Here is a 12,121-nt window from a genome sequence, read left to right as displayed (position 1 = left end):
CACGGTTGTCGTAGGAACGCTTGTTGCCGGGCACACCGCTGGTTAGCGGCGCTCCCGCCCAAGCTTAACCGGGACCATTACGGGCAGGGCTTCGCTTTCTGCCCGGCTCCCTGCTCTGCTTAGCGAAGGACGGGAGCTTTCTCGCCTGCGGCGTTAGTATCGGGGCTCCGCTTCCCTCCACGACTCCCTGCTCCGCTTCGCAAAGGACGGGAGCTTTTACTTCCGCAGAAGGCTCAACTCATCTGCGGTTAGTTCACGATAGCTTCCAATAGTAAGATCGGAAGCTAGTTCCAGCTCACCCATGGCTACGCGTTTCAGATAGACCACACGCTTGCCTACCGCCTGAAACATACGTTTCACTTGGTGAAACTTCCCTTCGTGAATAATAAGCGAGATCGACGAGATCGTACCTTCTTCCGTCTCTTCCTGACCAAGTATAGTCAGTTCGGCCGGCAGCGTCTCGTATCCGTCATCCAATTGAATGCCCGCCTTGAAACGTTGCACATCCGCTTCATCCACGTTTCCCAGCACACGGGCTTCATAGGTTTTGGGCACATGCTTGCGTGGAGATAACAGATCATGGGCAAGTGGACCGTCATTCGTAAGAATGAGCAGTCCCTCCGTATCCTTATCCAGTCGTCCCACAGGAAAAGGATTGAACACCCGATCCTCTTTGCGCAGCAGATCCAGTACCGTCTTATCTCTGTTGTCCTCGGTAGCAGACACGACACCCGGAGGTTTATGCAGCATCAGATAGATCATCTCCCGATACACAATCCGCTCTCCATCGGCTTCAATGACGTTGACCTCGGGGTTCACCTGTACCCCGCTGTCTTTCACCGCTTTGCCGTCCACGTGGATTCTGCCTTGTTTCACCATCTTTTTGAGTTCACTTCGTGTTCCCACACCCATATGGCTTAATATTTTGTCCAGACGCAACGTTTGTTTGCCTTTTCCACTCATACCGATGTCCACCTCCACCCTGCCGGATATTCATTCTTAAGTACACCATCCAGCCATTTTCCCCAGCCAGCGGCATAACCATCTACACATACAAGAACATACCCTTTGGCAAACGTATCCGCCTTGAGCACCACTCGTTCTTCTTCCATATTTAACGTTTCACCCTTGAGGTATCTCACGGCTTCGCCATCAGCGGATGACAGATTTACGCTTCGCCGTGCTTCAGATGCATCAAGAGCACAGGCAAGCGGGTGGGACGGAACAAATCGCCCATTCTTGATCGTGCCCATAAACCAGCCTGGACGGATGACTTTCAGTCCCTCCAATCGAGCTGCACCAACCGATGATTGATACACACGATCTCCATAACATACCGTCTCTCCAGTTAACTCAATCTCCAATTGTTCTTTCATAAACTGACTGTAGATCGCAACCGGATCAATACTTGCCGAATCAGCTCCGCGTCCCTGACCCCGTTCCGGTTTACGTCCACCGTGATCTTTACCTTTTTTGCCCTGTTTACCCGAATTCTTGCCGCCGCCAGCCTGTCTGTCACGGGACTCTCGGGATTCGATTCGCAATAAACGTTCCTTTTTACGATCAGCCTTGGTTATAGCAATTGAAGAAGCAGCAATAGAGTGATCCTTGTTCCCCTCTACTTCAATCCTGGACACATCCACGACCTGTCCATACTCCATTGCTCCTTCTTTAACTACTCCAGGTTGATCTGTTTCTACTTCTTGCCCTACACGATGCTGCAATACAGCGAGATAATGTCCCTCTCCTTCCAAAAGGTGAGGCCACAATCTTGCGGTGCCACGCGTTTGATCCAGTACAGCTTCCGTCTCTTCTGCCTTCTCTGGCATCATCTTACGTACCCATTCCGGGCGTCCTGGAGCGAATCCTTTTTCTTCAGGAATGTCCATTACTACGAAATCCCGGTTTACATTCAGGAACTCCGCAATCATCGCTTCATTTTCCTCCGGCGCAAAGGTACATGTCGAATATACGATGGTTCCTCCCGGTGCCAGCAACTGTGCCGCAGTCTCCAAGATATCCCGCTGCATGAGCACACATTTTTCCACCGAATGATGTTCCCACGATTTCACCATGTCTTCATCCTTGCGGAACATGCCTTCACCTGAGCAAGGCGCATCAATTAATACTTTGTCAAAATAATGAGGAAATGCATTTGCTATCCGCTCTGGCGACTCATTCAAAACAACCGCGTTACGCACCCCGTACAGTTCCACGTTTTTGGCCAGCGCTTTGGTGCGTTCAGCATGGATATCGTTCGTGACAAGTACACCCTTGCCTTGCAGCTTTGCAGCAATCTGTGTTGTTTTTCCTCCCGGAGCAGCACACAGATCAAGCACGCGATCTCCAGGCTCCACCTGCAATAATTCAACTGGAGCCATTGCACTTGGTTCCTGTATATAATACAGGCCTGCATGATAATAAGGGTGCAGCCCCGGTTTAACACCATGAGGTACATAGAATCCTGTCTCACACCACGGAATAGGTCTTAGATCAAACGGAGCAATCTCATCGAATTGTTCCATCGATATTTTTAGCGTATTCACTCTCAGTCCCGCATGAGGAGACTGTTCATAAGATTTCATGAATTGTTCAAACTCATCACCCAGCAAACTTTTCATTCGCTCAGCAAATATCAAAGGTAACTTTACACCCATATTCCCACTCATCCTGTCTTGGTAAGATTGCAATATCGTTTTATTTTATCATATCTAAGCTTTGCTTTCCTATCATATCGTATCTATTCCACTACAGCGTGTAATGTAGTATAATGGCAAGTAGATTGATTCCTGAGCAAAAATTCGGGTGTTTATGCATATTATCCCAACCTTTATTTTTGCCCAAACTATATTTCGATATGATCGATGGGGGATGTCCAATGAAATCCAAGAAGAAAAAGAAAAGTGCTGCGATCCTTATTTTCCTGGGTATTTTAATCATTATGATTGCAGCACTGGTTGTCGTAGACCAGCAATCCAAGAAACAGATGGATTCAGTGGAAAATGCTTATGGCATCGCTGCTTCCAAGCTTAATCCAGCTACACGGGAGCTACTTAGTGATCCCAACTATCAACAAATTATTGTACCCACTGATCTCAAAGCTAAAATCGATAACAAAGACAGCTTTTTTGTTTATTTCTTTGCTTCCGATTGCTCGCACTGCCGTGCAACAACACCTCAGTTGATGCCACTGGTTGACAGTGAAGGTATTGAGCTGCCACAGTTCAATCTGCGTGAATTCGAAGCAGGATGGACTGATTACAATATCGAGTTCACACCTACACTCGTCTATTATGAGGCTGGTGTCGAGAAAGACCGTATGGTTGGCGGACTGCAAGAGAATGGCAGTGACCAGGGCTACACACTGGAAGATTACAAACAATTTTTCCAAAAATATAAAGGCAGCGCTACTCCTTCGGCAAGCTAACTGATAGATCCGTTTCCACAAGTATCTACAATCAGGCACTTGTATCACCAGACACTGTTCTGTTGAAGGACAGGCTGTGCCACCTGCAATCATCTGAATATGAGGCAACATTCAAAAACACCCCGATCGTTCCCTTTACAGGAATCGTCGGGGTGTTTCATATACATGGAACTTCATATCCATGGGATGCTCATTTGAATGTTAACGCTAATTACGGTTCAACTTTTACTCTGATCCATCGCCTTCATCTTCTCTTCGTATATTCGCCCTCTGGTAGGACTCCGGCGCTGCGGAATATTAGGTTTTAGCTCGAGCGATCTTCTAGACATCTCTTGTTCTAAGACCTCATCAACAATTCGTATGGACAAATCCCTATAAGTCACAGACTGAGCGTCAGGCTCAGATAGTTGCTTCACGATTTCCTGTACATCCCGTACCAAAGCCCCTAGGTCAATGCCCAGAATCGTAGCAGGATAAGGTTCCAGAAGATCAAGTGAGCTCTGTAACATCATCGTTCCTCCGCGGAGATTGCCATTCCTGAAGTGGTATAAACCAACTGCAATTTGCAACAACCCTTTATAGAGAGAATCCCGGTTACGTTCAAGCCACAATTCTTCCAACACCTCATGACACTCGAAATAATCCTGATCCCGATTGAAGTAGATTAAATAGTCAACGTACAGTGGCTCATAGATGCTCATCCGGGTTTTCGCCCTTTCTGGCGTTGTTCAGAAGTTTCTTCACGTCATCTAGCAAGTCTTTGAGCCCTTCCATATCATGCCGTTCCCAGTAATCGTTAAATCGCTTCTGTGCTTCAATTGCTTCACTGACAAGGTGGTAGAAGTATAATTGATGAATGATATTCAATGTTCTTGACACGATATTGGAATCATCCTCGAATGCCTTCTGCGCCTCCAAAATCTGTAGACGAATTGCAGACATCTCGTTGTCCAGTATAAACGCGGCCTCAGCCGTTTTTTTCAGTCTGGTTCTCATCTCATCAGGTAACCCTTCGCGAAACTTGTAACTCAGCGAATGTTCAATGGTAGCCCAGAAGTTCATGGCAAGCGTCCGGATCTGTATCTCGGCCAAAACTTTCTTTTGTCCCAGAGCCGTCTGAACAGGATACTCAATAATCATATGGAAGCTGCGATAGCCACTCTCTTTGAAATTCGTAATGTAATCTTTCTCAATGAGTACCGTGAGATCCTTACGTCCTCGAATATACTCGGCAACCCGGCGGATATCATCCACGAACTGGCACATAATGCGGATACCTGCAATATCCTCAATGCCTGTTTCCACGTCATCAAGCGACACATTCAGCCGTCTGGATTTCTCCAGAATACTGGATATTTTTTTGACACGACCGGTAACGAATTCAATCGGGGCATACTCTTCCCGTTTCTTCAGTTCCGCTCGCATTGTCTTAAACTTGACTTTCAATTCCTCTACCGCTTGTTCATAAGGAAGTAAAAATGTACCCCAGTCTCTACCGTCCATGCTTATGCCTCCTGTCTCTATAGCGTCCCCTGTTCTATTCCATTATACATGATGTTTGGTGGGGGGAAGAGTCCCGAACCATTTTACGCTCTTCCCATGCTTCTATATTTTCATTCCGGGGATTAACATTCCTTCTTAACGATGCTCCGCACCAACCGCTTCGGAGATATGACGATAACCGTCCTTGCGCAGCAACTCACGCAGTCCGGCATGAATGCGCCGATTCACCTCAGGTCCTTCATAGATCAATGCTGTATATATTTCGACCAAGCTTGCTCCGGCTTTAATTTTCTCGTATGCATCCTCACTTGTGAAAATGCCACCTGAACCGATAATCGGAAGTTTCCCCTCAGTCTGGCGATAGATCTGGCGAATAATCTCCGTCGAACGGTCACGTAGAGGTTTACCGCTCAGACCGCCTGTTTCCTTCGCATGTTGGTGGGAAAGTCCTGTACGACTGATGGTTGTGTTCGTTGCAATAATGCCAGCAACACCGCTGTCTGCAATTGTGCGAACCATATATTCAAGTTCCTGATCATTCACATCCGGTGCAATCTTCACCAGAACGGATTTGGTCGCTCCGCCCGCTCGTGCATGTTGCACGTTCATCTCGTTCATAACCGCAGCGAGCAGTTCCTTCAATTCATTCCCATGTTGCAGATTACGCAAATCCGGTGTATTTGGTGAACTGATATTAACCACGAACAGATCAGCATAATCGTATAGTGCCTGAATGCACTTCGAATAGTCCAGGTGAGCTTCCTCATTAGACGTTGCCTTATTCTTGCCGATGTTAACAGCCACTGGAATACGCCGATCCTGTAGACGTGCCAATTCACCTGCCATGGCTTCCGCACCAAGATTGTTGAAGCCCATTCGGTTCACCAACGCCTCATCTGGAGGCAACCGGAACAGCCGTGGTTGATCGTTACCTGGTTGTGCAAGTGGTGTCACGGTTCCCACTTCCATGAATCCAAATCCGATGGAAGAAAAGCCCGTTACGGCCTGCCCGTTTTTGTCCAGACCCGCAGCCAGACCAACAGGTGTAGGGAAATGACACCCAAACATGTCAACAGCCAGATCAGACGTTTCACGAACGCCGTACATCACACGCAGTCCGGAAGGAACCGGACGGATGCTACCCATGCCACTAAGGCCGCCAATAATCAGATGATGGGCCTGTTCAGGGTCCATTTTGAACAACAAAGGTTTAGCAAGACTTCTGTATAACAAATCACTCACTCCGTTCTGGTCCGGTACGCCAAAAAGCCGTTGTCCGTCTTTTCATATGTAAAAAAACACTCTACTCACAAGTTTATCTGTTTCTTATTAAAAAGGAAAGTAGTTTGCGCATAGACAGCACAAATCGAATAATACAAAATGCTCACAAGAAATCCACCCGCCCACTGGAAATGACGAGTTGAATTCTTTACAATGAGAGCATGGTTACTCTACACCAGTTCTATTCCAAATAAGGAGGAATAACTCATGGCTCCCAAACGTAAACCACCTGCATTACAGCAAAAGAAAGAAGAAGTGAATCGCAAAGCCATTGCATGGACAGCAGCCAGTGTAGGCGGCTTGATCATCATCATTGGTGCTCTTATCATTATTGCCAACATGTAGATGATTCAGGCTGAATCCATCTGATTCTACATATCAAACAGATCAATTCAGCCAGTGATACGTTTTGTTCGGATTATTCTGCTTTGGAACAAGCGTATGCTGATAACGCTGCTTTGCTTCTGGAACAAGCGTCAGATCTGGCAGTACATCTTCTCCAATGCGTACCGGAGTGCCTTGCGGAGCAAGAGCGAATAACTCTTCTACATCTCCTGTGCGCATTCTCACACATCCAAGGGACTCATCCAGTCCGATACTGTCTGGCTCGTTGGTCCCGTGGATGGCATAATTCGTATTCGAGAGTTGCATACCTCTGCTTCCAAACTCCCCGTTCGAGCGTCCATTCGGATTGACCACTTTATCTGTAATGACAAATGACCCCTCCGGTGTTCGATCACCGCCAAGTCCCACATCATACATACGAACAATGGTATCCCCACTGATTAATGCAAGTTTATGTTTATCCTTATCAATGACAATCTCCAGCGGTTCCTGCAAAAAAGGCAACCCTCCCAGCGTATCTGCAAAAGCGGCATTGTTGCCTTGAGACAAATTCGAAGATGTTGAACCATTCTCTTTACCACTCGAATCGTTCTTTCCTTCCTTTGCCTTTCCTTGATGCAGAGCTAACAGCTTCGGAAACATCTCGGTCATCCCTGACGCAGTCTCTCCCAGAATATTGTTCGGAAATGGCTGAGCCATTTGCGTTACACTCTTGGGCCAAGCATCATTTTTTTTGCGATAGGCAACGATTGCACTTGATAATGATGCAGCTGCTTCCTGCTTGGCGGTCCACGCCAAGGCCATCTTTTTGATTTTCGGTGTAATTTCAGGAGGTTCACAGTTACATTGCTTGGCATCATAACTCTGTGCAGTTAATTTCCCGCTTGTATTGGTTTGTACTATGTATTTCACAGGCATATTTCGTTTCCATAAAGACCAGTCATCTGAGGTTTGCATGCCCAGTACAGCAGAGGTCTCTACTTTTGGGCCAGACCCGGACCAGGCAGCTGCGAGCGCAGCCTCGCCATGATTACCTCCACCAAATGCCGCAGCAGTGAACACATTGCTTGGCGCAATGGATGCAGTTCCAACCTGTTTATCCGCTTCTACAGGCGCTTCGATGTCATCTGTGGATTCCAGTGCCGCTGACAGTGCGTCGGCCGCTTCCCGACTGAAACCCGGAGCGTCCGCAGGTGGCAGACCTGCCAGCACAAGCAGCATTAACAATGTAAGCCACATTTTGCGTCTACGTTGTTTTTTCTCTTTTTGCTCAGACATTTCCACCAGTTTATCCTGATAGTCTACCCAGATGTCCGCAGGAGCTTTACTGCGTTCAAATGCCTCATAAACCTCGCCCGCTTGCTGAAAACAATAATTGGCTTTGGCCTCCTGTCCTTCGCCCAAATACTCCTTTCCGAGCAAGTACCAGGCCATTTTATTGTCGGGATGTTTCTTGACATATGTTCTTAAATGAGTATTTTGCATCCGATCCTCCACTATTTCGCCTTTTTCCGTATATCATTATATATCGGCATAACCAAGCGTTGAATCCATAGGACTTGAGTACCCGGCGAAAAAAAGGGGGTTCGACAATGTTCCTCCTTGATCCATAGTCAGATAATCACAGTTAAATGAATGCAAAAAAAGCACCTTCCCTTGTCGTTAAGACAAAAGAAAGTGCTCTATGTTCATGTGAGAAATAATTAGCCTTCTTTATTGAAAGGCTCGTCCGCTACTTTGATTGAATCTGTAGGGCAGCCATCGCATGCATCCTGCATATCGTCAAACAAGTCGTCTGGAATAGCTTTGACACCATGGTTAGCATCGCCGTCAAAGATAACTTCAGCCAAACCTTCATCATCATAATCGTAGATGTCTGGAGCTGTTGCTCCACAAGCGCCACATGCGATGCATGTGTCTTTTTCAACCCAAGTATATTTACTCATTACATTCTCTCCTCCTAAAATTCAAAACGTACAGTGTTTTTATCTAGAAACATATTAATACAAAGTAAGGATAATTACAAACATTTTGCAACCACAAGTCTCTATTATCCCTTATTTAATCAAGACTTTGCAAGTTATCTTTTTGCAGGGAAGTACCGCGCACTTTATGATTACGAAGCAGCACGGAAGGATCGTCTCCAAGCATGCCTGCGGTCACAACAGCATTCTCACCAAATTTATCACGTAACTGATCCATAATCCGAATCAGATTGTCCTTCTTGGGCTTCTGCTCATATTCGAACAAGTCCATCTGTACAGCGGATTCTTCTCTTGGAATCAGGTTTTGAAGAGTCACACCCAGCATGCGTACAGGTTTGCCACTACCCCAATGCTTCTCAAATAGTTTACAGGCCTCACGATATATGACCGTTGCATCCTCCGTAGGAACTTCCATTAGACGTGATCGGGTGATTGTCTTCATATCCGGTGTGCGGATCGTAATCTGAATACCCTGGCTGAACATTTCGTGCTTGCGCAACCTTCTGGCTACCTGGTCACTTATATTGAGGAATACCCGATGAATCTCATTCATATCCGATACATCCGCCGGTAAAGTGGTTGTATGCCCAATGGATTTATTGGCCTCCCGTTCCGCGTGAACTGCGGAATGGTTAATGCCATTCGCAGAATTTTTGAGCCATGCTCCATTAACTCCAAATAGTTCGGTCAACATGTTCTCATCCGACTTGGCCAATTGACCAATCGTTTCAATGCCCAGTTTTTTCAACTTTTCAGCCGTTTTTTTGCCAATGCCAAACATCTCGTTGCATGGTCTGTGCCAAAGAATCCGGGGTACGTCCCTCATGCGTAAAATGGAAATACCGTTCGGCTTTTTCAGATCCGAAGCCATCTTCGCCAATAATTTGTTGGGTGCAATGCCAATGGAACATGGCAGCCCCAATTCATCCTTGATTCTCCGCTGAATGCTCTCCGCAATCTCCATTGGATTCCCGAATTGCCTTGAACCTGTAATATCAAGATAACATTCATCAATGGATGTCGCCTCAAGTTGAGGCGTATAACTATACGCAATCTGCATGAAGGCTCTTGAATATTGACGATATAAATGGAAATCAGGACGAATCACAATGAGATCAGGGCACTTTTTCATGGCTTGGTGCACAACCATACCTGTTGAGATGCCTCGATTACGAGCGGCATATGAGCAGGTTACAATTACACCCTTTCGCAGTTCACTGCTGCCCGCAACGGCCGTTGCTTTTCCTCTATATAAATCTGGTTCCTCGGCTTCATGTACAGAGCAGTAGAAAGCATTCATATCGACATGCAGAATTACCCGTCCGGCTGCAGGGTAATATTGATCCACATTTGCTGGAGGATTGCCGTCTGAAGACATCATGAACCCCCGCCCTTTCTTGCACACTAATTAATGAAACGAATTTCTTTCTTCTATAGTATATCAAACCCGTTATGTTAATTCAGTCACGAGCATTTATTTTCTGCGAGATCTGATCAGAGACCGAATAATTAACCAGCCTACACTCACAAAAAATATCAAAGTGATCAGAGCAATAATCGTATTTTCCCATAAAAAAGTCAAAATCACCCCTCCTTTTCTTCCATATATTACAATTAAAACTCAATAATAGATTATAACATACATCCGGATTATGATTAACATCCTTCTTTTTTCTCTAAAATACGTTAATTGTTACATGAAACTGCGATTTCTATGTAGCATTTGGCTATAATGGTGCTATAATAATTAATTATACAAATTGACGACTTTAGGACAAATCAGCGCATTGAGTTTAACACAGTGTAGCGTTGCCGAATCGAAGGATTCGTCCACTAACGTACTTAACAGCTTTTCCCAACTTACAATCCAAACTTTTAAAAGAGCGCTTTATCTCAAAGGAGGATCTTCATGTCAAAGGCCATTTCCATCTTCGATACGACTTTACGTGACGGCACACAAGGGGAGGGTGTCAGCTTATCGGCAGACGACAAACTCAAAATTGCCAAGAAGCTTGATGACCTGGGTGTCCATTATATTGAAGGCGGAATTCCCGGCAGCAATACCAAGGACATTGAGTTTTTCAAAAGAGTCAAGGAATTAAACCTGAACGCAAAGGTTGTTGCTTTTGGCAGTACCCGCCGAAAAGGCAGTGTTGCTAGTGAAGACGCCAACCTGAAGCGTATGATCGAATCTGGTGCTCAGGCTGCAACCCTGGTCGGTAAATCATGGGACTTCCATGTGCACACCGCTTTGCAGACTACATTGGAAGAAAACTTGTCCATGATCTATGATTCCATCGCCTATCTGAAACAGAATGGAATGGAAGTGATCTTTGATGCAGAACACTTCTTTGACGGATTCAAACATAACCCGGAGTATGCTCAAGCGGTCTTGACCAAGGCCCACGAAGCTGGAGCGGACTGGCTCGTTATGTGTGATACCAATGGCGGGACGATGCCAAACGAGGTGCACGAGATCGTATCCACACTGCATAGAAGCCTGCCTCATGCACATCTCGGGATCCATACACATAATGATTGTGAACTGGCTGTGGCCAACACACTCAGCGCTGTACAAGCCGGAGCCCGTCAGGTGCAAGGAACGATGAATGGTTATGGAGAGCGTTGCGGTAACGCCAATCTCGCATCCATTATCCCGAACCTGCAACTGAAACTTGGCTATGAATGTGTTACTGATGATTCCATGAGACAACTTACAAACGTGGCTCGTTATGTTAGCGAGATTGCCAATGTGAATATGCCGATTAATCAGCCTTATGTCGGCAATGCTGCTTTTGCTCACAAAGGTGGGATTCACGTCTCTGCCATCCTGCGGGATTCACGTACCTATGAACACATCGTGCCTGAACTGGTTGGTAACAAACAACGTGTGCTGGTCTCTGAACTTGCCGGACAAAGTAACATTGTATCCAAAGCCCAGGAACTGGGGCTTGAGTTCGATCCAAGCAGTGCCAATTCACGTCAGATTATTGAGAAAATCAAAGACCTGGAACATCAGGGTTACCAGTTCGAAGGCGCAGATGCTTCGCTTGAATTGTTAATTCGTGAAGCGAACGGTGACATGAAAGAATTGTTCACGTTTGAATCATTCAAAATGCTTGTGGAGAAAACGGCAGGCAAATCCGTTGTTTCTGAAGCTTTTGTCAAAGTGAATATCGCTGGAACAAGCGCTTATACCGCTGCTGAGGGCAATGGTCCGGTTAACGCACTCGATAACGCCCTTCGGAAAGCGCTGGTGCAATACTTCCCTTCACTTGCCAACATGCATCTGTCGGACTACAAAGTGCGTGTTCTGGATGAGAAGGATGCCACAGCTGCTAAAGTTCGTGTATTGATCGAATCCAAAAATACGGAGAACACATGGAACACTGTTGGTGTATCCGAGAACGTGATTGAAGCAAGTTGGGAAGCGCTTGTTCACAGTTTCCGCTATGCTTTGCTTCAAGAAAAATTACAGGATGAGCCGGGCACACTCCCTATTCCTGCTCATGGGATAAGCAACCACTAAAGTGCAAGTTCAAAAAAGCGTTTTTTGAACAACCTCTTAACGCTTATTTCC

At 46.1% G+C, this 12,121-nt stretch carries 11 protein-coding genes; 3 read left to right on the top strand and 8 right to left on the bottom strand.

Annotation, left to right across the window (positions count from 1 at the left end; translation table 11 throughout):
- Positions 1-216: 216 nt before the first annotated feature.
- Entirely contained in the window at positions 217-963 is a 747-nt protein-coding gene (locus V6668_RS10550) for a pseudouridine synthase (protein WP_338708353.1), read from the bottom strand.
- A complete protein-coding gene (locus tag V6668_RS10545; protein ID WP_338708352.1) occupies positions 960-2,657 on the bottom strand; it encodes an RsmB/NOP family class I SAM-dependent RNA methyltransferase in 1,698 nt (565 codons plus the stop codon). The genes V6668_RS10550 and V6668_RS10545 overlap by 4 nt, the downstream gene beginning before the upstream one ends.
- 221 nt (positions 2,658-2,878) lie before the next feature.
- On the opposite strand from V6668_RS10545, the gene V6668_RS10540 reads away from it, so the two are divergent.
- Positions 2,879-3,427, top strand: a complete 549-nt coding sequence (locus V6668_RS10540) for a thioredoxin family protein (RefSeq protein ID WP_100529313.1) — start codon at positions 2,879-2,881, stop codon at positions 3,425-3,427.
- A gap of 218 nt (positions 3,428-3,645) precedes the next feature.
- On the opposite strand, the gene V6668_RS10535 is transcribed toward V6668_RS10540, so the two are convergent.
- From V6668_RS10535 to V6668_RS10525, 3 genes are all read right to left on the bottom strand, one after another.
- Positions 3,646-4,128: a DUF309 domain-containing protein gene (locus V6668_RS10535; RefSeq protein WP_100529312.1), complete on the bottom strand. Its 483-nt coding sequence runs from the start codon at positions 4,126-4,128 to the stop codon at positions 3,646-3,648.
- On the bottom strand, positions 4,115-4,930 hold the full coding sequence (locus tag V6668_RS10530) for a GTP pyrophosphokinase (RefSeq protein ID WP_036609636.1): 816 nt from the start codon (positions 4,928-4,930) through the stop codon (positions 4,115-4,117). Before V6668_RS10530 ends, V6668_RS10535 begins: the two co-directional genes overlap by 14 nt.
- A gap of 135 nt (positions 4,931-5,065) precedes the next feature.
- Entirely contained in the window at positions 5,066-6,163 is a 1,098-nt protein-coding gene (locus tag V6668_RS10525; protein ID WP_047842388.1) for a quinone-dependent dihydroorotate dehydrogenase, read from the bottom strand.
- A gap of 255 nt (positions 6,164-6,418) precedes the next feature.
- On the opposite strand from V6668_RS10525, the gene V6668_RS10520 reads away from it, so the two are divergent.
- Positions 6,419-6,556, top strand: a complete 138-nt coding sequence (locus V6668_RS10520) for a hypothetical protein (RefSeq protein ID WP_017689367.1) — start codon at positions 6,419-6,421, stop codon at positions 6,554-6,556.
- 42 nt (positions 6,557-6,598) lie between these two features.
- On the opposite strand, the gene V6668_RS10515 is transcribed toward V6668_RS10520, so the two are convergent.
- The 3 genes from V6668_RS10515 to V6668_RS10505 all read right to left on the bottom strand — a co-directional run bounded on the left by V6668_RS10515 (position 6,599) and on the right by V6668_RS10505 (position 9,919).
- Positions 6,599-8,041 carry a L,D-transpeptidase family protein gene (locus V6668_RS10515; protein WP_338708351.1) on the bottom strand — a complete coding sequence of 481 codons (1,443 nt, stop codon included), beginning with the start codon at positions 8,039-8,041 and terminating at the stop codon, positions 6,599-6,601.
- A gap of 218 nt (positions 8,042-8,259) precedes the next feature.
- Positions 8,260-8,502: a ferredoxin gene (locus tag V6668_RS10510; RefSeq protein ID WP_017689369.1), complete on the bottom strand. Its 243-nt coding sequence runs from the start codon at positions 8,500-8,502 to the stop codon at positions 8,260-8,262.
- A 115-nt stretch (positions 8,503-8,617) separates the two neighbouring features.
- On the bottom strand, positions 8,618-9,919 hold the full coding sequence (locus tag V6668_RS10505) for a DNA polymerase IV (RefSeq protein ID WP_100529310.1): 1,302 nt from the start codon (positions 9,917-9,919) through the stop codon (positions 8,618-8,620).
- 531 nt (positions 9,920-10,450) lie between these two features.
- Here V6668_RS10505 and cimA point away from each other — a divergent pair.
- Positions 10,451-12,070, top strand: coding sequence for a citramalate synthase (gene cimA, locus V6668_RS10500; protein ID WP_047842385.1), 1,620 nt, complete (start codon positions 10,451-10,453; stop codon positions 12,068-12,070).
- Positions 12,071-12,121 lie beyond the last annotated feature (51 nt).

Source organism: Paenibacillus amylolyticus (assembly GCF_036894225.1).
Lineage (GTDB): Bacteria > Bacillota > Bacilli > Paenibacillales > Paenibacillaceae > Paenibacillus > Paenibacillus amylolyticus.
This window is presented reverse-complemented; position numbering and strand designations above follow the sequence as displayed.

Excerpts from the sequence above, each read along its gene's own strand:
- V6668_RS10550 (WP_338708353.1), bottom strand. The coding sequence starts at position 963 with ATGAGTGGAAAAGGCAAACAAACGTTGCGTCTGGACAAAATATTAAGC.
- V6668_RS10545 (WP_338708352.1), bottom strand. The coding sequence starts at position 2,657 with ATGGGTGTAAAGTTACCTTTGATATTTGCTGAGCGAATGAAAAGTTTG.
- V6668_RS10540 (WP_100529313.1), top strand. The coding sequence starts at position 2,879 with ATGAAATCCAAGAAGAAAAAGAAAAGTGCTGCGATCCTTATTTTCCTG.
- V6668_RS10535 (WP_100529312.1), bottom strand. The coding sequence starts at position 4,128 with ATGAGCATCTATGAGCCACTGTACGTTGACTATTTAATCTACTTCAAT.
- V6668_RS10530 (WP_036609636.1), bottom strand. The coding sequence starts at position 4,930 with ATGGACGGTAGAGACTGGGGTACATTTTTACTTCCTTATGAACAAGCG.
- V6668_RS10520 (WP_017689367.1), top strand. The coding sequence starts at position 6,419 with ATGGCTCCCAAACGTAAACCACCTGCATTACAGCAAAAGAAAGAAGAA.
- V6668_RS10515 (WP_338708351.1), bottom strand. The coding sequence starts at position 8,041 with ATGCAAAATACTCATTTAAGAACATATGTCAAGAAACATCCCGACAAT.
- V6668_RS10510 (WP_017689369.1), bottom strand. The coding sequence starts at position 8,502 with ATGAGTAAATATACTTGGGTTGAAAAAGACACATGCATCGCATGTGGC.
- V6668_RS10505 (WP_100529310.1), bottom strand. The coding sequence starts at position 9,919 with ATGTCTTCAGACGGCAATCCTCCAGCAAATGTGGATCAATATTACCCT.
- cimA (WP_047842385.1), top strand. The coding sequence starts at position 10,451 with ATGTCAAAGGCCATTTCCATCTTCGATACGACTTTACGTGACGGCACA.